Origin of the sequence: Streptomyces bambusae (assembly GCF_019400985.1) — a bacterium.
In the GTDB taxonomy this organism is placed as follows: domain Bacteria; phylum Actinomycetota; class Actinomycetes; order Streptomycetales; family Streptomycetaceae; genus Streptomyces; species Streptomyces bambusae_A.
The window spans coordinates 1-18,735 of sequence record NZ_WTFF01000013.1 but is presented as its reverse complement, the minus strand read 5'-3'; the positions used below and the strand labels follow the sequence as shown (position 1 = coordinate 18,735).

15 protein-coding genes and 3 pseudogenes are annotated in these 18,735 nt (G+C 69.7%); 10 read left to right on the top strand and 8 right to left on the bottom strand.

What is annotated here, in order from left to right; all coding sequences use genetic code 11:
- The first annotated feature begins 470 nt into the window (after window positions 1–470).
- Both GPJ59_RS03995 and GPJ59_RS03990 read left to right on the top strand, forming a co-directional pair.
- Window positions 471–1,001 carry a hypothetical protein gene (locus GPJ59_RS03995; protein ID WP_219664953.1) on the top strand — a complete coding sequence of 177 codons (531 nt, stop codon included), beginning with the start codon at window positions 471–473 and terminating at the stop codon, window positions 999–1,001.
- 248 nt (window positions 1,002–1,249) lie between these two features.
- Complete coding sequence (locus tag GPJ59_RS03990; protein WP_219664952.1) at window positions 1,250–1,540, top strand: hypothetical protein; 291 nt, start codon at window positions 1,250–1,252, stop codon at window positions 1,538–1,540.
- Between the two features lie 29 nt (window positions 1,541–1,569).
- Here the strand turns inward: GPJ59_RS03990 and GPJ59_RS03985 are convergent.
- Together GPJ59_RS03985 and GPJ59_RS03980 are read right to left on the bottom strand one after the other, a co-directional pair.
- Window positions 1,570–1,752: pseudogene (locus GPJ59_RS03985) on the bottom strand (ATP-binding protein); the annotation flags it as partial.
- A 134-nt stretch (window positions 1,753–1,886) separates the two neighbouring features.
- Window positions 1,887–2,357 (bottom strand): hypothetical protein, encoded by a 471-nt coding sequence (locus GPJ59_RS03980; protein WP_258023827.1) that lies wholly within the window; start codon window positions 2,355–2,357, stop codon window positions 1,887–1,889.
- A gap of 271 nt (window positions 2,358–2,628) precedes the next feature.
- Here GPJ59_RS03980 and GPJ59_RS03975 point away from each other — a divergent pair, with 271 nt between their 5' ends.
- The 3 genes from GPJ59_RS03975 to GPJ59_RS03965 all read left to right on the top strand — a co-directional run bounded on the left by GPJ59_RS03975 (window position 2,629) and on the right by GPJ59_RS03965 (window position 6,394).
- Entirely contained in the window at window positions 2,629–3,132 is a 504-nt protein-coding gene (locus GPJ59_RS03975) for a hypothetical protein (RefSeq protein ID WP_219664951.1), read from the top strand.
- A gap of 187 nt (window positions 3,133–3,319) precedes the next feature.
- Window positions 3,320–5,662 (top strand): FxSxx-COOH system tetratricopeptide repeat protein, encoded by a 2,343-nt coding sequence (gene fxsT / locus GPJ59_RS03970; RefSeq protein ID WP_219664950.1) that lies wholly within the window; start codon window positions 3,320–3,322, stop codon window positions 5,660–5,662.
- A gap of 81 nt (window positions 5,663–5,743) precedes the next feature.
- Entirely contained in the window at window positions 5,744–6,394 is a 651-nt protein-coding gene (locus GPJ59_RS03965; protein ID WP_219664949.1) for a hypothetical protein, read from the top strand.
- Window positions 6,395–6,426: 32 nt separating this feature from the next.
- On the opposite strand, the pseudogene GPJ59_RS03960 reads toward GPJ59_RS03965, so the two are convergent.
- Window positions 6,427–7,440, bottom strand: a pseudogene (locus GPJ59_RS03960) (ISL3 family transposase); the annotation flags it as partial.
- 44 nt (window positions 7,441–7,484) lie between these two features.
- On the opposite strand from GPJ59_RS03960, the gene GPJ59_RS03955 reads away from it, so the two are divergent.
- Window positions 7,485–8,024, top strand: a complete 540-nt coding sequence (locus GPJ59_RS03955) for an AAA family ATPase (RefSeq protein ID WP_219664948.1) — start codon at window positions 7,485–7,487, stop codon at window positions 8,022–8,024.
- Between the two features lie 705 nt (window positions 8,025–8,729).
- Here the strand turns inward: GPJ59_RS03955 and GPJ59_RS37090 are convergent.
- Window positions 8,730–8,953, bottom strand: a pseudogene (locus GPJ59_RS37090) (GNAT family N-acetyltransferase); the annotation flags it as partial.
- Between GPJ59_RS37090 and GPJ59_RS03950 the strand changes: the two are divergent.
- Complete coding sequence (locus GPJ59_RS03950; RefSeq protein ID WP_219664947.1) at window positions 8,873–9,259, top strand: GIY-YIG nuclease family protein; 387 nt, start codon at window positions 8,873–8,875, stop codon at window positions 9,257–9,259. The pseudogene GPJ59_RS37090 and the gene GPJ59_RS03950 overlap by 81 nt on opposite strands.
- Before the next feature lie 159 nt (window positions 9,260–9,418).
- Here GPJ59_RS03950 and GPJ59_RS03945 read toward each other — a convergent pair whose 3' ends face one another.
- Entirely contained in the window at window positions 9,419–10,153 is a 735-nt protein-coding gene (locus GPJ59_RS03945; RefSeq protein WP_219664946.1) for a hypothetical protein, read from the bottom strand.
- Window positions 10,154–10,239: 86 nt separating this feature from the next.
- Here GPJ59_RS03945 and GPJ59_RS03940 point away from each other — a divergent pair, with 86 nt between their 5' ends.
- A complete protein-coding gene (locus GPJ59_RS03940) occupies window positions 10,240–11,736 on the top strand; it encodes a PE-PGRS family protein (RefSeq protein ID WP_219664945.1) in 1,497 nt (498 codons plus the stop codon).
- A 63-nt stretch (window positions 11,737–11,799) separates the two neighbouring features.
- Here GPJ59_RS03940 and GPJ59_RS03935 read toward each other — a convergent pair whose 3' ends face one another.
- The gene (locus GPJ59_RS03935) at window positions 11,800–12,207 is read right to left on the bottom strand and encodes a RidA family protein (protein WP_219664944.1); all 408 of its coding nucleotides are present in this window, start codon (window positions 12,205–12,207) and stop codon (window positions 11,800–11,802) included.
- Window positions 12,208–12,358: 151 nt separating this feature from the next.
- Here GPJ59_RS03935 and GPJ59_RS03930 point away from each other — a divergent pair, with 151 nt between their 5' ends.
- Window positions 12,359–12,739 (top strand): winged helix-turn-helix transcriptional regulator, encoded by a 381-nt coding sequence (locus GPJ59_RS03930; protein WP_219664943.1) that lies wholly within the window; start codon window positions 12,359–12,361, stop codon window positions 12,737–12,739.
- A 276-nt stretch (window positions 12,740–13,015) separates the two neighbouring features.
- Window positions 13,016–15,400 (top strand): phosphoketolase family protein, encoded by a 2,385-nt coding sequence (locus GPJ59_RS03925; protein ID WP_219664942.1) that lies wholly within the window; start codon window positions 13,016–13,018, stop codon window positions 15,398–15,400.
- A gap of 107 nt (window positions 15,401–15,507) precedes the next feature.
- Here the strand turns inward: GPJ59_RS03925 and GPJ59_RS03920 are convergent, their stop codons facing one another.
- Together GPJ59_RS03920 and GPJ59_RS03915 are read right to left on the bottom strand one after the other, a co-directional pair.
- Complete coding sequence (locus GPJ59_RS03920; RefSeq protein ID WP_219664941.1) at window positions 15,508–16,551, bottom strand: cytochrome d ubiquinol oxidase subunit II; 1,044 nt, start codon at window positions 16,549–16,551, stop codon at window positions 15,508–15,510.
- Complete coding sequence (locus GPJ59_RS03915; protein WP_219664981.1) at window positions 16,548–18,008, bottom strand: cytochrome ubiquinol oxidase subunit I; 1,461 nt, start codon at window positions 18,006–18,008, stop codon at window positions 16,548–16,550. Before GPJ59_RS03915 ends, GPJ59_RS03920 begins: the two co-directional genes overlap by 4 nt.
- Between the last annotated feature and the right edge of the window lie 727 nt (window positions 18,009–18,735).

Below are 18,735 nucleotides of genomic sequence, written 5' to 3'. Positions count from 1 at the left end.
GTCCTGAAGGCCGGCACATCAAATTCTGGCATTCCCCTGCAATCGGCCGCGCTTTCCGTGGATGTCCCTGCGACTGGCGTGCACATTGCGTCAGCCCGGGAAGTGATAGTCACCCTAAAGGACTATCAGCCAACCGGTGGTCCACCGCCTGCTTATTCACGACAAGTGAACTATCGTGATTCATTCCCATCGCTTTGGTTTCGCATTTGCCAGCTTCGATCGGAGCCCCTCCTCGCCGGCCGAGCCCCTCCTCGCCGGCCGAGCCCGGCCGAGCCGCCGGGCCGGTCGGCGCCCGTGGCGGCAGCTTCCACGTGCCACGGATGACGCCTCCGCGTCCGCCTTGGTCAACGCCTTGCCACTCGCCGCCCTCATGCGCCCTTTGGTTCCGGCGCAGCCGCGGGGAAGGCGGCAGCGAGGCGGACCAGCTCCGGGACTGGATCACCCGGACCCAGGGAGCCGACGCCGCCGAGGTGGCGCTGCTGAAGCAGCAGGTGCGCCGGGAAGCCGACGAGCTGCGCACCCGGGCAGCGCAGGAGGCCGAGGCGATGGTGCGTGAGGCGCGGCGGGAGGCCAAGGACGGCCTCGCGGCGGCTCGCGAGGCGGCCAGAGCCGCGGAGAAGGCCCGCAAGGAAGCAGAGGCACACCGGGCAGAGATCTTCCAGGCGGAGAGCCGGCTGAACGATCTGCGCACCCGGATCGTGACGACCGACGAGAGCGTCATGCTCCAGCAGGTAGGGATCTACGCCTACCGGCACCCCCTGGACGACGCCGTCGCCTACCGGGCCCGTCTGGACGCCGTCCGAACCAGGATCAAGGAACTCACGCGCTCGCAGCAAGCCGTCCTGGCTGCCAGCGGCTGGACCGTCAACGGATCGGCACGTCAGGGCACCAAGATGATCCGCGACTACTCCAAGCTCATGCTCCGCGCCTACAACGCCGAGGCTGGCTGCGTAGGTTTCAAGCGAGAGCACTTGTCGGTGGGTTTCGGCATCACGCCGTGACCGAAGAGCGCGTGAATGTTGGTGAGAAGTAAGAGCATCCGAGGGGCGGGGAGCTCGATCGTGCGTGCGGAGCCAGACTCGTTCGTGGCAGGATGACGGCATGTTGATCAGAAAGGGCGATGCCGCGTAGGCGCCCGAAGGCCGTCCGCGCTGAGCTGTGGCGGCCTCGCAGACACGTTGTAGTTCGGCGGATCCGGGGCGTTTCCGCCAGGACTCGTGCAGCTGTCCGCCGCGTCGAGGATGAGCGGATGTGGCCTGGTGCAGTTGCTGACGCGCTCGCCCGTTTCGAGTGGGCGTTCAGGCAACCCGGCCGTTATCTGAAGGCATCCCAGGTCTGGCAGCCCGGACTGGAGGTGGAGTATGCCCGCGATGATCTGGAAGAGGTCATGCTTCACCTCCCTCGCGGTGCCCGGTGCGATCTCGGCCGGCTGATTGCTCGTATCGACGATGAGTTCGAGCGTCGCACTATGCCGAATCCTGGGCCGGTGAACGCCTTCACGGTGGGCGGCTGGTGGTGGTCAAGGATCCGTGAGCACTGACGATGCTCACGAAGCCTCATGCGCCCCGGTCAGCCCGTGGCCAGCTGTTGTTCGGCGCGGGCGCGGGTGGTGGCGAGGCGGTAGGAGTCGGTGCCGGTCTCGATGATGTTGCCGCCGAAGGTGAGGCGGTCGACGATGGCCGCGCAGAGCCTGGGATCGGTGAAGGTCTTGGTCCAGCCGGAGAAGGACTCGTTCGAGGCGATGGCGACGCTGAGAGCGTGGACGTGGCCCTCGAAGAACGCCTCCTGACCCGCCGAGGCGAAGATCCGGTGGACGGCCTTGCCCGAGTAGGACAGCCGGTACGCGAACAGGTAGCAGGTCACCAGCTCGCCGGCCAACCGCACCGTCACGTCGCCGAAGTCGACCTCCGCCTCCGCTCCGGGCTTGTGCGTCTGCGGGACGAAGGCTTCCACCACACCCCCCCGGCCTGGACCCGGATCTCCTCACGCCGGTCAGCGACGTAGCCACGGACCATCTGGTACGAGATCTCGTCCGCACCGTGCTCGTCGAGAAGCCGCTCGAAGATCCGCTTCACCGTGTGCCGCTGCTTGCGCGGCGCATCCAGGTCGGCCCGCAGCATCTCGTCGATCAACGGCTTGTAGGGATCCAGCCGCGTCGGCCGCGGCGGAAGCTTCTTCCGTGGCTCCGGCCAGGCCGACGTCAACGCCTTCTGCACCGTCAGGAACCCGACACCGTACTTCCGCTGAAGAGCACGGCTCGACAGACCAGCCTTCGCATCACGGCGGATCGCCGCGTACAGATCGACCTTGGACTTCGGCAGCTCCCCGGGCCCCCTCGTCGCGCAGAGCACAACCATGGTTCCGAAGCAAGCACCCAGGCGCTCTCAAAACTCAGGTTCTGGTCCAAGTTCTGTGGAACGGTGACGCTCAGTACCGACGGAGGTGTCGGTAGGAGGGTTGTCGGCGTACTCATTGAGGTGCTCAGCAAGGTACAGACGAACGTGTTCAGCATGGTGCGCTTTGCAGGATCGGTAGGTGTGGGCTTCGCTAGAGGTGAGGGTGGTGAACGTGTGCGGCCGCCCAACATGAGACACCAGGACGTGGCCCTCCAGGGAGGCTGGTGATCACATGCTTGTCGAGACGTTGACGGCCCTGGCGCTGGCTGGCGGCACCGCAGTGGTCCAGGCCGCAGGGACCGATGCGTGGAACGGCCTGCGGGGACGGGTACGGGATCTTTTCGCGCGCGGCGACGCCGCGCGGGCAGATGCTGAGCTCGAGCGTCTGGATCACACTGCCGAGGTCCTGAACAGTGCAAACAACATAGAGGCAGAACGTCTGCGGCAGGAGGGCGTGTGGCAGGGGCGGTTCGAAGCGCTGCTGGAGAGCCTCGAACCGCCCCGGCAGGAACGGGCCGCTGAGCAGCTGCAGGAGATGCTGTCGTTCGTCGCCGCTTCGAAGGGTGATATGGCGATCGGAACGGGGAAGGCCGTCGCCCGTGAGGGTGGCAGCGCTGTCACCGGTGTCAAACGTACGGGCGGCGGCCAGACCGGCCCCGCCACTGTGGTGAACACAGGGGACGCCGAAGCCGAGGGGCCCGGCTCCGGCGCCGTCAGCGGCATTGTCAACGAATGACTGTTACGCACCACAGCTGATCGAGGCAAGCCAAGGAGCTGACATGGTCCGTTGGCAGAGGGGCAGGCGGGGCTCCAGCGAGCCGGCCGCGCCTGCGGAAGCGACGGGCAGCGACAGATACACAGGGTGGGCTCCCCGCGACAACCTGTCGGCTGCGGGGCCCGTAGCCCCGGCTACCGGGCAGGTTGTGATCCAGAGCGGGAACGCGACTGCCACCCACGGAGGCATCGCCGTCACCGGCATCTACAACCCCACCGTGCACCTCCCACCCGAGGCAATGCGACCTCCCTCGGAGGTGGACGCCCCTGCTGGCCTGAATAACCTGCCGCACCAGCCGGGACACTTCATCGGCCGCTCCCGCGACCTCGCCCGCCTAGACGGCGCCTCGCGCACCCCTGGTACGACGCTGGTGCAAGTAGTGCATGGGCTGGGTGGAGTCGGCAAGAGCACTCTGGCTGCCTGCTGGGCCGCCACCCGACCCCACGGCTGTGCTCCGGTGCGCTGGATCGCCGCCGAGAACCCCGCGAGCGTCCAGCAAGGACTGGCCAGCCTTGCTACCGCCCTGCAGCCCGCCCTAGCCAGCGCCCTGCCAACCGAGGCACTCGCTGAGTGGGGGCTGCAATGGCTGGCCAGCCACACGGGCTGGCTGCTCATACTCGACAACGTCAATGATCCCGCCGATATCGCGGCCCTGAGCGCCCGTACCACTGGCGGCCGCATTCTGATCACCAGTCGGCTCGCCACCGGTTGGATCGGCGCCACCACACTGGTACGCCTCGACGTCATGGACGAGGCTGAGTCCATCGCCCTGCTCACTCGCATCACCGGTCACCGCGATCTGGACGGCGCCACTGACCTGTGCGCCATATTTGGGTACCTCCCCCTAGCCATCGAACAGGCAGCCGCCTACCTCGCCCAGAACCCACTCACCACACCCCGTGATTACCTGGGCTTGCTCGCCGAGCACCCGGCGGACATGTACGGCCACGGCGGGGCCACCACCCCAGCCGACCGCACCATCGCCCGCATCTGGGACGTCACTTTGGACCAGATCGCCACCCGCCAGCCCGCAGCCATCGACCTCCTGCGCACCATGGCCTGGTACGCCGCCGAAAACATCCCCACTGCCCTCGTAGACGGCCTCACCGACCCACCCGCGCTGAACCAGGCGATCGGCCTGCTCACCGCCTACAGCATGATCAAACCCGACCCCGGCACCAGCACCCTGGCCATGCACCGTCTCGTCGCGGCTTTCGCCCGCAGCCCCGACCCCGACGACCCCCACCGCAGGCCCGACAGCATCGACCTTGACCGCCAACGGGCCGCCAGCAACTTGTGTAGCGCTCTGCCCCCCACCGTGGATGACCCCGCCAGCTGGCCCACCTGGCGAAACCTACTCCCCCACATCGACGCCTTCGCCGATCACACCACCCCAGACACCGACACCAGCAACACGGCCCTCCTCCTCCATGCAGCCGGGATTTCCCTGATCAAACAGGGAGTGCCCGCCCAGGGGATCAGGCACCTACAACGTGCCGTCACGGCCTACGAGCGCCTGCTGGGCAACGACAATCCCGCCACCCTGACCTCCCGCGACCACCTCGCCCTTGCCTACCAGGAGGCAGGAGACCTAGGCAGCGCTATTCCCCTGCACGAGCAGACCCTCGCAGACTGCAGGCGCGTGTTGGGTGAAGATCATCCCCATACCGTGGCCTCATGCAACAACCTCGCCCTCGCCTATCAGAAGGCAGGTGACCTGGGCCGTGCCATCCCCCTCTACGACCAGATCGTCACGGACTGCGAGCGTCTGCTGGGTGAAGACGACCGCGCCACGCTGACCGCCCGCAACAACCTCGCCAGCGCATATGAGGAGGCGGGGGACCTGAGCAGCGCCATCCCCTTGCTCGTACAGTCCGTCAAGGATCGGTTGCGTGTACTGGGCGAAGACCACCCCGACACCCTGACCTCCTGGAATAACCTCGCGCTTGCCTATGAGAAGTCGGGGGACCTGGGCAGCGCCATCGCTCTGTACGAGCGGACCGTCGCGGACTGCGAGCGCTTGCTAGGTGAAGGCCATCCCGACACCTTGACTTCTCGCAGCAACCTCGCCGTCGCCTGTCTGCAGGCAGGCGACCTGGGCCGCGCCATCCCCCTGTCCGAGCAGGTCCTCACGGACAGCGAGCAGGTACTGGGCATGGATCACCCCGTTACGATGACCTCCCGCAGCAATCTCGCCAGCGTGTACAAGGATGCGGGGGACCTAGGCAGCGCCATCCCGCTGTACGAACAGACTCTCAGCGATCGGTTGCGCGTGCTGGGTGAAGGCCACCAAGACACCCTGATCGCCAGCAACAACCTCGCCCTTGCCTACCAAGAGGCAGGGGACCTATCCAGCGCCATCCCGCTGTACCAGCAGACCCTCACGAACTGCGAGCAGTTGCTGGGCAGCGACCACTCGCTGACTCGTGCCGTTCGAGAGGATCTCGCCTACGCCATGGCCAAACGCGACGACCGCAACTGGACGACGTGACCGAGCCAAATCCGCATGGCCTGGGCAGGTAAACCTGTACCGAGCTGTGCACATTCGAGCGTACGCCGACAAGGGTCGATAATGCCGGTCATGGCAGATCGCAGTCCGGTTCTCCGGATCATCACCTCGGCGGCGCGGGAGTCCCTGAAGCCGCTCGGCCTGGCCCAGCGTGGGCGGTCGCGGCTGTGGATTGACGATCACGGGTGGTGGCTGGGGGTTGTGGAGTTCACCCCACCACGGACTGCCGGCAGCGGTCTGCACGTCGGTGTGATGTGGCTGTGGCACGACGTGGACCACCTGGCCTTCCACGTGGACGCGGTTCGGATCGGCCCCGAGCGGTTCCGCACCGAGGACCAGTTCACGCCCCTGGCACTCGAACTCAGCCGACAGGCGGCTGCGAACGTGACCGCGTTGAGGGAGAAGTACCTGGCTCTGCCGGACGTCGCCCGATACCTGACGTCCAGGCCGGTGCGGCGAGGATTCCTCTGGGACTGCTTCGACACCGGCATCGCGGCCGCCCTGGTCGGGGATCCGGAAACGGCCCGCGATCGACTTGAGCGAGTCCTTCGAGGGGACCCGCTGGCCCCGTGGATGTTCGAAGCCCAGGAGAAGGCACGTGAGCTTCACGCGATCGCGCCAGACCGCGACGCCGTGACCGCCTGGGTCGCCCGGGCCGTCGACTCATGCCGGAGCAAGCTGGGCCTGGATCCTGTGCCGCCAGCGATCAGCTGAATGGGCCCGCTCGTTGGGCAACAGAGCTGCGGTCAGGCCAGCAGGACTCGCTTCCGTAGCAGGTCGAAGCCGGCCCGGCCGTACATCTGGCGCTTGATCATTTTGATTCGGTTGACGTGGCCTTCGACTACGCCGGAGCTCCACGGCAGTGTGAGACCGGCGGCGACGGCGGCGAGATCGCGTTCGAGGCCGTTGACGAATGCGTGGAGGCTGGGCAGGTCGTCGGCGCGGACCGCCTTGATCCATTGCGGGAGCTGGTCGCCCTGGAGCTGGGTGAGCCTCTTCCGGAACGCGCGGACGTGCCCGGTGAGCGCGTCCAGTTCGGGGCAGTCGGCGAGGACGGATTTGAGCTTCAGGCGCTCGCTCTCCGGCAGGGTGTCAGGGTGGGTCAGGATCCAGCCGGTGACCGTGCGCGGGGACGGCGGACGGGCGGCCGGTGCGGTCGGGGTTGTGCGGAACGGCTGGAGGTAGGCGCGGACGGCTCCGTAGCCGCCCGTGTAGCCGTGCGTCTTGATCTCCTCCCAGAGGGTCCAGGCGTTCGTGCAGCCTTCGGCCCATCGTTCGTGTAGGTGGGCCTTGAAGTCGTCGAGCTTGGTCCTGCGGTTCTGCCACTGCCCCTGGAACAGGTCTTCCGGTCTCACGGCGTCGGCCAGCTGTTGGACGGTGCGATAGGTCATACCGAGCTGTCGCTGGATCGAGCGTCGGCTGTGGCCGGCGGCCAGCAGCGCGTGGACGGTGGCGTGCTTGGCGCGGGTGCGGTCGGCGAACCGGTGCCCGGTGGGCCACGGCGACCCGCTCTCGGCCGGTGCCGGAGCCTTCTCCGGCACCGGCTCGGCGAAGGTCGCGCGGAGGCACGAGCGGTGCCGGGAGACGCACCGCTCAGCCGCTTCGCCGAGGTTGCGCCAGAGGTGGAACCGGTCTGCAACCTGGACCGCGGTGGGCGCCCCGATCCTGGCACCCTCGGCGAAGAACGGGGCGCGATCGCGGCAGACGACCTCGACCCCCGGGTGCTCGGCCAGCCAGGCCGCGACCGTGCCTGCCTCGCGACCCTGCGGGCAGCCCGGAAATCGGGCTGCGACACACTGACGTGGTGATCGACAACGCCTTCGTGATCGTCTCCGGTCTGCCGGCCAGCGGCAAGAGCACCCTGGCCCGCAGGCTCGCCGCGGAACTCGGCCTGCCGGTCATCGACAAAGACGTGATCCTGGAATCACTCTACGACTCTCTCGGCATCGGCGATCAGGCATGGCGCTACCGACTGAGCCGGGCCAGCGACGACATCCTGTTCGCGCTCGCTGCCGACGCCGGGCGAGCCGTCCTCGTCAACTGGTGGCACCGCGACACCGCCCCCGCCCGACTCCACCAACTCGACGCCCAGCTGGTCGAGGTGTTCTGCGACTGCGATACCGGACTTGTCGCTGAACGGTTCCGGACACGCAAACGCCACCCCGGCCACCTCGACCAGGACCTCACCCGCGAGGAGATCAGCGACCGCGTGGCTGCCTGGGCCGCCCACCCAGGACCGCTCGGACTGGGCGGGCACGCTCTGATCGTCGACACCGCCCAGCCCGTCGACATCACCACCCTCGCCGAAGAGGTCGACGCTCTGACCGCCGGCACTCAACGATGAACTGACGGCGACACCACGACCCGAACGAGACAGCCAAACCCGTCACTTCCCATCCCGGTGAACCTTCCCGGTCACAGCACTAGGGAGAAACTGTGTCTCGTATGGCCAGCGCCAGCCAGACGGCTGGTACCGCTGCCAGAACGATCAGCAGCAGACAGCACGGCAGAGCGGGGACGGCCCCTTGAGCGGTGGCTGGGCTGTTATCTGCGGGGCCACTCGGCGCACGTCGTCGGCGTGATACCACGTCTTACTGGCGGACCCTGTGGTGGTCATCCAGCTGTCCGTACGGACCCGCACTCCATGGGCCAGCGCATTTACATACACCGAGCGAGCACCGACGCCCGGCCACAAAGTGCTCACCTGGCGCGCCGTCAGCCAGTTGCCCTCCGACCCCCCAGCCATATCGTGCCCTTCTCCCAGCAACCAGTGACGCGGCATCACGAACTGTCCCATAGCCAGGCGTAGTTCGCCCCCCTTCCATCGCTTCTCGGGGATTCGACGCGTTCGGTGGCCCACCAGTTGGCGACGTAGCCGGCGACGACTGCCCGCACAGCGAGCTCGACGGTCCGCCTCCCGCGCCCGGGGCAAGGCTTTCGGCGGCCTGCCACAAGGCCTGGTCAGTCAGTTCCACCTCAGTCCCGCCTCCACGGGCCACCAGGCGGACGAGCCCGGTGCGGGCCAGGTCCTGGAGGTCGTGGCTGGCTGTCAGGCGTGCACTGACCGGCCCATACACACAAGCCAAGGGGAGGCGGGTGATGGCTGGACGACACCGATCTCGTGGTACCCCCAGCCCCGTAGAGTCGCATGACCTTCCCGTCGCCGGCGGCGGGGTTGACCATCAGCGTGGCGTGGACCTCCGCTCGGCCGGCCAGGAGGGCGTCGTGCATGCGGCGGGAGACGACTATGCTCCGCCAGGCGGGGATGACGCCGTCTCCCGACGAACCTCTGACTCAGGTCACTATGAGCTGAGCGGGGCGGCGGTGCCGTTCCGGTTCGACGTCCACGCGCTGATCTTCAGCAAGGACGCCGTCGGTCTCGAAAGCCGGCTTCACCAGGAGTTCGCATCGCGGCGGGTCAACCGTGTCAACAGCCGCGAGGAGTTCTTCCGTGTCACCCCTGCCGAGGTGAAGGCCGTCCTCGAACACAGCGCCGGTGAGCACCTGGTGGAGTTCAACGAAGTTGCCGAGGCGATCGAGTGGCGCAGCAGTACCACTGGTGAGAGCGGCGAAAGGTAGCGCGGCGGGCCGGACGGAAGCTGCCGGGCGGCGGCGCGGCCGAGCCGGCGGGCTGCTCCGGCCGGGGCCGTGCTCGTCACGTTCGTCCGGCTGCTCCACGACCCGGCCTCCGAGCGGGGGCTTCCCCGACGCCCACTTGCCGGCCCGCCTCTCTCAGGGCTACTCCGCAGAAGTCCGTGGAGGGGAGCTGGGTCGAGCCGCATATTCGTCCGTGAGGATGCTGCAGGTGCACCAGTCGCCCGCGCACGGGGTGCCGGCCTCGGCGCCGTAGGGTCCGAGACCGGCCATGAGGTGGAGTACCTCCGCACGTTCTGGCGCGGTGAGAGTGGGGAGCGTCGCGGGGGACGGCAACTGCTGCCAGGTGGCCGGATCGTCCTCCACGTCACCGATGACCTGTGCGTCAATGAACAAGGTGTAGAGGGGATGCTCGGGAAAGTCGTTGAGCCGCAGGACCCACCAGTGCTCGCCAACCCGGGCCGCGTAGGGGAAGACGCCTGTGCCAGTGTCATGCCAGGCGACCTGCGGGGGCAGCGGCGGCAGCGATTTCATGATCGGATCTCCGGGGCTGATGAGTCGGACAGGACAGGGCTGTGCACCGGCGCAGTCGAGGGCTTCCTCTGGAGAGCCGGCGGGTGGTCCGCTGGGCAGGACGTTGTCCTTGCAGCTGTCGTTGCCGGCCAGGTAGAGCGCGAAACCCCACGTGTGCAACACGCCGGTGAAGTGCAGGCGACACAGCGGGAGGCTGTGCCCGTCGGGCAATTCGGCTGCGACGTAAGCGAATCCGGCACGGAAGCGGACCGTGACGGCATCCACGTGCGGCCATCGCTCGCGGGCACAGCGGCTCATACGCTGGCGCAGACGGTGCAGCATTGATTCCGGAGGGTTCTTCGGCACGGGCTCCATCCTGCCGGGTGCCGCACCGGCGCCCGAGGGGGAATCCCGTACGACTGGGCGGGGAGCGGTCCGGCAGGATGGCCGGCATGACGGAAGCGCTGACGGAACCGGTACGGAACTGGCGGTACATGGGATTCAACCGGGCGGTTCCGGACGAGCTCCTCGTCCGCCTGCTCGACGTCGAGCCCGGTTTTCTCTTCCGGGAGGACCTGTCCCCGGCCGTCCTCGACGCGGCCGTCGACCACCCGGACCGGAACGTGCGCGGCATGCTCGTCGAGGGCCGGTGCGCACTGACTCCCGAGCAGCGCAGTCGGCTGCTCCTCAACGAGCCGGACTCGCCCCGGCGACAGCTGTTCGTCGAGGACGCCGCTCGGGCCGGCGCCCGACTCACCCCCGACTGCCGCCGAGCCCTCGCCGCCGACACCTCCCCCTTCGTCCGGGCCGCGGCCGCCGGGCTGTACGGGATGGAGGCGCCGCTGCTCCGTACCCTCGCGGCCGATCCCGTTCCCCGCGTGCGGGCCGCCGCCTGCGCCCCTGCGTGGTCGCACCTCGCACAGGCCGTACGCGACGGGCTGCTCGCCGACTCCGACGGACACGTCCGGACCGCCGCGCTCCTGCGGCACCACCAGGACGTGCCCCTGGGCCCCGCCGACCTCGCCACCCTCGACGCCCTTGACGACAAGGCCCGCCCCCGGGCCCTGGAGAGCTGTCGCCTCGAAGCGACCTGGGCCGCCCGCCTCGTCGGCGGCGACGACGTGGAGGTACGGCGCGCGCTCGCCGAGAATCCACGGCTGCACCCGGACGCGCTCGCCCTGCTCCTCGTGGACGAGGACGAGGAGGTGCGTGAGACGGTCGCCGTGCGCGCCGATCTGACGGAGGAGCAGCGGGCCGGCGTCCGGCTCGACATCGAGCCCGGCGCCGGGCGCGGATACGTCCTGCCGTGGGTCGCCGACCTCCACCACGACTCCGGGGCCATGCGCCGGCTCGCCGCCTCCAGCCACCCGTTCATCCGCAGCAGCGTCGCCCGAGCGTCCCGCCTTCCCGCCGACGTGGTCGAACGGCTCGCCCGGGACGAGGACCGGACCGTACGGCTGTTCCTCGCCGAGTCCTGCGACGACGCGCCCGCCGGCATGCTCCTGGAGGTGTGGCACTGGTGGGACGGCAGTTTCAGCTTCCCCGACCGGCCCCGCAGCCACCCCAACTTCCCGCGCGCGGGCCTGCTGCGGTTCGCCACCGACCCGGACCCGCGGCTGCGGCGGCTCGCCCTCTCCGATCCGGAGTCGACGCCCGAGCTGGTCGAGACGCTCAGCCGGGACGATTCGGCAGAGGTGCGGCGGGACGTGGCAGAGGACCCGCGGCTCGCGCCCGCTACGGCGGTACGGCTCCTCGACGACCCGGACACGAGCGTCGGGGCCCGGGCGGCCCGGAACCCGGCAGTGCCCCCCGACGTGCTGATACGCCTCCTGACCGACCCGGTGACCGCCCGCGACGCCTCGTGCAACCCGGCCCTGCCCTCCCCGGTCCTGCGCCGCATGGTCGAGCTCCTGGAAGGAGAGGCCGAGCGGTCGAAGGCCACCCCGTAGGGCCGGCACCAGGCAGCGCGGCGCAGGCCACGGGCGCGGAAGCGGACGACGTGGCAGCCCTGTTCAGTCGAGGACCGCGGTGGCTTCGATCTCGACCAGGTGCTCGGGTACGTCCAGTGCCGCGACGCCCAGCAGCGTGGCCGGCGGGACCGGGGTGACGCCCAGCTTCCCGGCGGCCCGGGTGATGCCCTCCATGAGCAGGGGCATCATGTCGGGGGTCCAGCCGACGACATAGACGGTCAGCTTCGCCACGTCGTCGAAGCCGCCACCGGCCGCGGCCAGCGCCGTGCCGACGTTGAGGTAGCACTGCTCGACCTGCGCGGCGAGGTCGCCCGCGCCGACAGTGACCCCCTCGGCATCCCAGGCGACCTGCCCGGCGACGAAGACCAGCCTCGACCCGGACGCGATCGAGACCTGCCGGTAGGCGCCGATCTCCGGCAGTCCCGCGGGGTTCACCAGGGTGATGGCCATGCTGTCTCCTCCTCGCCCCGAGGGCCATGGGTTCTCTGCGCTCGAACCGCGACCCTCGAAGGACTCACGTAGTCACTTGTGGTTACTCAGGAACCGTAGGAGAGTGGCCGCTGACGTGGAAGAACGCACTTTTCAGTAACTGGGGCACCTCGTGGGAACCAAGCAGTTCAGCGGCTCGGCCGAGGACGCGGACCTGACGCGCGCCGACTCGTTGGCGCGGGAGATCTTCTCGGACGTCGCCAACAAGTGGGCGCTCCTCATCATCGAAGCCGTGGGCGAACGCACCCTTCGCTTCAGCGAGCTGCGCGACGAGGTCGAGGGCATCAGCCACAAGATGCTCACCCAGAACCTGCGCATGCTGGAGCGCAACGGCCTGGTCGAGCGCACGGTGCACCCCACCGTGCCCCCGCGCGTCGAGTACGCCCTCACCGAACCGGGCCGGGCCCTGCGCGTGACCATCGACGGCCTGTGCAGCTGGACCCGCCAGTACCTGGGTGACATCGAGTCGTCCCGACGCCGCTTCGACGCCTGACCGGCACCCTGCCGAGCCGAGAGCGCATGCCTGAGGGGTGCGGCCCGTCCCGGAACGAGGAGCTCGGGATGGCCCATCCGGCCCTTCTTGCGGCCTCGCCGCCTGTGTCACCGTGCGTTCAGGCGGTGCACTGGGACAGTGGGCGGAAGAGCCTTGGAGGGAACGCCGCCAGGGGGTGGCGAACGGACCGGGGTCGCCTCGGCGTAGGGCGCACGTCCTCGCAGTCACCCGTCCGGCCCGCCGACCGCCGTTGACCATGTTCTGGACGGAGGAAGCATGCGCAAGGACGAGCATCCGGACGGCGTACCGCTGACCGACGAGGAGCTCAGCGCGCTCGACGCCCACTGGCGAGCGGCCAACTACCTGTCGGTCGGCCAGATCTACCTGATGGACAACCCGCTTCTGCGCAAACCCCTTGAAGCGGCGCACATCAAGCCGCGGCTGCTCGGGCACTGGGGCACGTCCCCGGGCCTGAACCTCGTGTACACCCACCTCAACCGGGTGATCCGGCGCCGCGGTCTGGACGCCCTGTGCATCTGGGGGCCCGGGCACGGCGGGCCGGCCGTGCTCGCCAACTCCTGGCTGGAAGGCAGCTACAGCGAGACCTACCCGGATGTGAGCCGGGACGAGGAAGGCATGTCCCGGCTGTTCCGGCAGTTCTCCTTCCCCGGCGGGGTGCCGAGCCACGTGGCGGCCGAGACTCCCGGCTCGATCCACGAGGGCGGCGAACTGGGGTACTCGCTCTCGCACGCCTACGGCGCCGCGCTGGACAACCCCGACCTGCTGGTGGCCTGCGTCATCGGCGACGGCGAGGCGGAGACAGGGCCGCTGGCCGCCTCCTGGCATTCGAACAAGTTCCTCGACCCGGTCCACGACGGCGCCGTGCTGCCCGTCCTGCACCTCAACGGCTACAAGATCGCGAACCCGGCCGTGCTCGCGCGGCTCCCGGAAGCCGAGCTCGACGAGCTGCTGCGGGGCTACGGCCACGACCCCCTGCACGTCACCGGCGACGACCCCCACCAGGTCCACCAGGCCATGGCCGCCGCGATGGACACCGCGCTCGACGCGATCCGGGGCATCCAGCAGGCCGCGCGCGAAGGCGGGCCGGCCCGGCGCCCGCGCTGGCCCGTGATCGTCCTGCGCACCCCGAAGGGCTGGACCGGCCCTCAAACGGTGGACGGCCTGCCCGTCGAAGGCACCTGGCGCGCCCATCAGGTACCGCTTGCCGCAGTTCGCGACAACCCCGACCACCTCGCGCAGCTGGAGGCCTGGCTGCGCTCGTACCGTCCGGAAGAGCTCTTCGACGACCAGGGCCGCCCCCGGGCGGAGGTCCTGGCCTGTGTACCTCAGGACCGGCAGAGGCTGGGCGCGACGCCCCACGCCAACGGCGGCCTGCTCGTACGGGACCTGCCCATCCCGGCGCTCGAACGATTCGCTGTGCCCGTGGAGGAGCCGGGCAGCACCCTGCACGAGCCGACCCGCGTCCTGGGCGACCTGGTCGAAGGCGTCATGGCCGCCACCGCCGACCGCCGTGACTTCCGGCTCGTCGGCCCGGACGAGACCGCCTCCAACCGGCTCCAGGCGGTGTACGCGGCCAGCGGCAAGGCGTGGCAGGCGCAGACGACGAGCACGGACGAACACCTCGACCGGCACGGCCGCGTCATGGAGATCCTCTCCGAACACACCTGCCAGGGCTGGCTCGAAGGCTACCTCCTCACCGGCCGCCACGGCCTGTTCTCCTGCTACGAAGCCTTCGTCCACATCGTCGACTCCATGGTCAACCAGCACATCAAGTGGCTCAGGACGTCCCGCGCCCTGCACTGGCGTGCGCCCGTCGCCTCCCTGAACTACCTGCTCACCTCCCATGTGTGGCGCCAGGACCACAACGGCTTCTCCCACCAGGACCCCGGGTTCGTCGACCATGTCCTCAACAAGAGCCCCGAAGTCGTCCGCGTCTATCTGCCCCCGGACACCAACACCCTGCTCTGCGTGGCGGACCACGTGCTGCGCAGCCGCGACTACGTCAACGTGGTCGTCGCCGGCAAACAGCCCTGCTTCGACTGGCTCACCCTCGACGAGGCACGCGTCCACTGCGCCCGTGGCGCCGGCGTGTGGGAATGGGCGGGCACCGAGGACAGCACGCGGGAGCCCGACGTGGTCCTCGCCTGCGCGGGCGACGTCCCCACCCATGAGACACTCGCGGCGGCCGGACTGCTTCGCCGGCATCTGCCCGGCCTCGCCGTGCGCGTCGTCAACGTCGTCGACATGACCCGCCTGATGCCCCAGGACGCGCACCCGCACGGCATGGCCGACTCCGAGTTCGACGCCCTGTTCACCCCCGACAAGCCCGTGATCTTCGCCTACCACGGCTACCCCTGGCTGGTGCACCGGCTCGCCTACCGCCGTACCGGACACGCGAACCTGCACGTTCGCGGCTACAAGGAGATGGGCACGACCACGACCCCGTTCGACATGGTCGTACGCAACGACCTCGACCGCTACCGGCTGGTCATGGACGTCATCGACCGGGTGCCCGGCCTCGGCGCCCGCGCCGTCGGCGTACGGCAGGCCATGGCCGACGCCCGTACCCGCCACCACGCCTACATCCGTGAACACGGCACCGACATGCCCGAGATCGCCGACTGGACGTGGAGCGGCTGACGAGCAGTGATGACAGGAGAGGCTGACGGGCAGTACTGACGGGAGCGCTGACAAGAGCAGCGCCGACAAGGGCAGTGCTGACAAGCGGCTTGCGAGGGCGCGGGGGCTCAGCCCTCGCGCTCCGGGCCGCCCCGCCGCAGATCGGCCTCGGTGAGCGGCTCCAACTCGCCGCGCATGTCGAGCCGGTACAGGAGGACCACGGCGGGCAGGACCAGGACGACGGCCACGACCGTCACGATGACCAGCCAGTGCAGGGTGCTGGGCGCCCCCGCCGCCTCGGCGACCGTCAGCGAACCGGGGATGAGGTACGGCCGCTGCGCCATGCCCCACGCGAGCACGGCCGAGGCCATGACGCCGACGGCCGAGACCCGGGACCATGCCCCGGAGGTCCCCAGCAGGAGCCAGGCCGTGACGACGGTGGCCGTTGCGGCCACGACGACGAAGAAGAGCCCGGCGCCGTGGGTCAGGCCGCGCCACAGGTAGGGGGCGTCGTCGTGGGTGACGGTCAGCGTGACCGCCCCCAGCACCGCGGTGGCGGCGAGGGCGGCCAGGGCCCGCCGCCGGAAGTAGGCGTGGAGGTCGGGGGAGGTGTGGCGCACGGCGTCCGCGGCCAGGAACACCGCCCCGAGCAGCGCCGTGCCGACGACGGCCAGCAGGCCGAAGAGGACGGAGGTCGGGTTGTACCAGGCGTGCGCCGACGGCCCGGTGCCCGGTCCGACGCGCCCGGAGGCGATCCCGCCCGCAGCGGCACCGAGGAAGAACGGGGTCAGGAGCGAGGAGATCGCGAACATGGCGCCGTAGACGCGCCGCCCGGCGATCCTGCGCGTGGGCTTGCGCAGCGCGAAGCCGGCGCCGCGCAGCACGATGCCGACGGCGGCGAGGGCCAGGGGCAGCCACATCGAGGAGAACACCGCCTGGAAGAACCGGGGGAACCCGGTCCACATGATGACCAGGACGAAGATGAGCCAGACGTTGTTGACCTCCCAGACGGGTGCCATGGCGTGGTCGATGAGCCACCGGGGGCGCCTTCCGCGTTCCGCGCCGCCCGCGGTCAGGTCCCAGAAGCCCGCGCCGTAGTCGGTGCCGCCGGCGCAGGTGTAGGCGGCCACCGCGAGGAGCAGGACGGCGGCGACCAGAGCGGCGGCGGTCACGGCCTGCCGCCCTCGGCCGGCGCCGTGCCGCCGCCGCTCCCCGGGGCGGGGGCGGCGTCGGCAGCGACGGCTGAGCGGGGGCCGTAGGGAGTGTCGGTCTCCGGTGGCTCCGTCGCGCCCGCCCCGACGCTGCCCGCCCCGACCCGCCGTTCGTCGTCCAGGCGCCATCGGGTGCGCATCTGCAGGAGCACGGCCAGGAAGGAGCCGAAGACGCCGACGTACACCACGACCACCAGCCCGAACATGGTCCACAAGGAGGCCGAGCGGGCCCCGGTCACCGCTTCGGCCACCCGCATGTTCTCGTAGACGATCCACGGCTGGCGGCCCACTTCGGTGGTGATCCAGCCGCATTCGACGGCGATGACGCTGGCCGCTCCGGCGCAGGCGGCGCTGCGGTAGAACCACGGTGAGGCGGGCAGCCGGCGGCGGCGGAGCCAGACGATCGCGTACCAGAGGACGAGCAGCAGGAGCACCGTGCCGATGCCCACCATGATGTCGAAGGCCCAGTGGGTGATGGTGGCCTGGGCCGCGGTGGGCCGGTCGCCCGCCGGTACGGACGACAGTCCGCGGACCTCGGTGTCGGGGCTGAAGCCGGCCAGGACGGAGTCGAGCTGCGGGATCCTGATGCCGCCGGAGACGGTCCCGTCGGGGTGGAGGCGGCCGAAGAGGTACTCCGGGACGTGCGTGTCGGTGTTCCAGACGATCTCCATCGCCGCGAACTTCACCGGCTGCTTGTGGAACACCGCCCGGGCGATGGCGTCGCCCAGCACGAACTGCACGGGAGTGAAGACGGCCGCGACGGTGAACGGCACGGTGAAGCCGAGGCGGTGGTAGCGGTCGCGGCGGCCGCGCAGCCAGCCTGCGGCGTAGACACCGGCCACGACGAAGCCGGCGGTGACCAGCATCGCCACGACGAAGTGCCAGTACTGCGGCCCGAACATCGGCGTGAAGATCGCCTTCCGGACGTCCACGTCGACCGGGTTGCCCTCCGCGTCGAGGGTGAAGCCCCGAGGGGTGTTCATCCAGGAGTTGGCCGCCAGGATGCCGAAGGCGCCCAGCAGGGCGGCCGCCGGCAGGGGAAGTCCGAGCAGGAAGTGGGTACGGGCGGGCAGCCGGCGCCAGCCGTAGAGGTAGATGGCGATGAGGACGGCCTCCAGGAAGAAGGCCCATGCCTCGACGCCGAAGCCGATCCCGAACACGTCCCCCCACCGGCCCATCAGCCCCGGCCACAGCAGGCCGAACTCGAAGGACAGGACGGTTCCCGTGACGACGCCGATCGCGAACTGCACCGCCATGACCGCCGACCAGCGGCGCGCCAGCAGCAGGGCGGTCGCGTCGCGGCGGCGCAGCCCGTAGCCGTGCATGATCAGGGTGATCAGCGGCAGCGCCACGCCCATGGGCACCAGGACGATGTGCGAGGCGAGGGTGAAGGCCATGAGCGATCGGGCCGGCAGCATCTGGGGCGGTGCCCCCGCCAGCAGGTGGAACGTGATGTGCACGGGTGGCTCCCCGGGGACGACGCGTACGGAGGTCGGCTAGTGCGTGGGGGCCACACCCCGGGGTACGCCCTCGGCGGGACTCACGACCGACTGCCTCCTCCGCACCCCACACCTCGCGCCGCCCGGGCGACGGCACCCTGGCGGGTTCGGCGTCACCCAACCACCGCGGCGGGGCGCGGCGGCCCCGGCGCGGTGCGCTGTGCGCCACCCGGGCCAGGATCTTCCCCCGGTCGGCGGTGTCCCCGCCGCGGGCCGGCCCATTCCTGCGACGAGGCGCTCACCGACGGCCGAGCGCCTGCCACCGACCGGTGACATCCGGTGAGCTCCGGGCGCCTGCGGGGTGACTCGCCCCATAGGGCCCACGTCACATACGAACCGGGCTAGTAGCACCTTTCAGCCGGTTTGCGCCGTCCTGCTCCCGGCTCTCACCTGCACGGATCACCTCGCGCTCGGTGAGGGTGACCGGCCCGCCGCTGCGAGGGCCGCTAGTAGGACGGTGCGTTGCCGGGCCGTCGGGGCGTCTGTAGAACTGGATGAGTCGCCGAGGCGGCCGGGGCGCCCCGCCCCCCGCCGGACGAACCCCTCTCCTCCGCGTGAGTGGCTCACGCATGCTCCGGCATGCCGCGACGGTCCTTGTCCCCTTCGGAAGGTTCTCCGTGTCCAACGCTGTCATCCGCCGCATCGC

Bases quoted from the DNA above. Each gene is read 5' to 3' on its own strand.
- GPJ59_RS03990 (WP_219664952.1), top strand. From the start codon at position 1,250: ATGTGGCCTGGTGCAGTTGCTGACGCGCTCGCCCGTTTCGAGTGGGCG.
- GPJ59_RS03980 (WP_258023827.1), bottom strand. From the start codon at position 2,357: ATGGTTGTGCTCTGCGCGACGAGGGGGCCCGGGGAGCTGCCGAAGTCC.
- GPJ59_RS03975 (WP_219664951.1), top strand. From the start codon at position 2,629: ATGCTTGTCGAGACGTTGACGGCCCTGGCGCTGGCTGGCGGCACCGCA.
- GPJ59_RS03965 (WP_219664949.1), top strand. From the start codon at position 5,744: ATGCCGGTCATGGCAGATCGCAGTCCGGTTCTCCGGATCATCACCTCG.
- GPJ59_RS03940 (WP_219664945.1), top strand. From the start codon at position 10,240: ATGACGGAAGCGCTGACGGAACCGGTACGGAACTGGCGGTACATGGGA.
- GPJ59_RS03935 (WP_219664944.1), bottom strand. From the start codon at position 12,207: ATGGCCATCACCCTGGTGAACCCCGCGGGACTGCCGGAGATCGGCGCC.
- GPJ59_RS03925 (WP_219664942.1), top strand. From the start codon at position 13,016: ATGCGCAAGGACGAGCATCCGGACGGCGTACCGCTGACCGACGAGGAG.
- GPJ59_RS03915 (WP_219664981.1), bottom strand. From the start codon at position 18,008: ATGCTGCCGGCCCGATCGCTCATGGCCTTCACCCTCGCCTCGCACATC.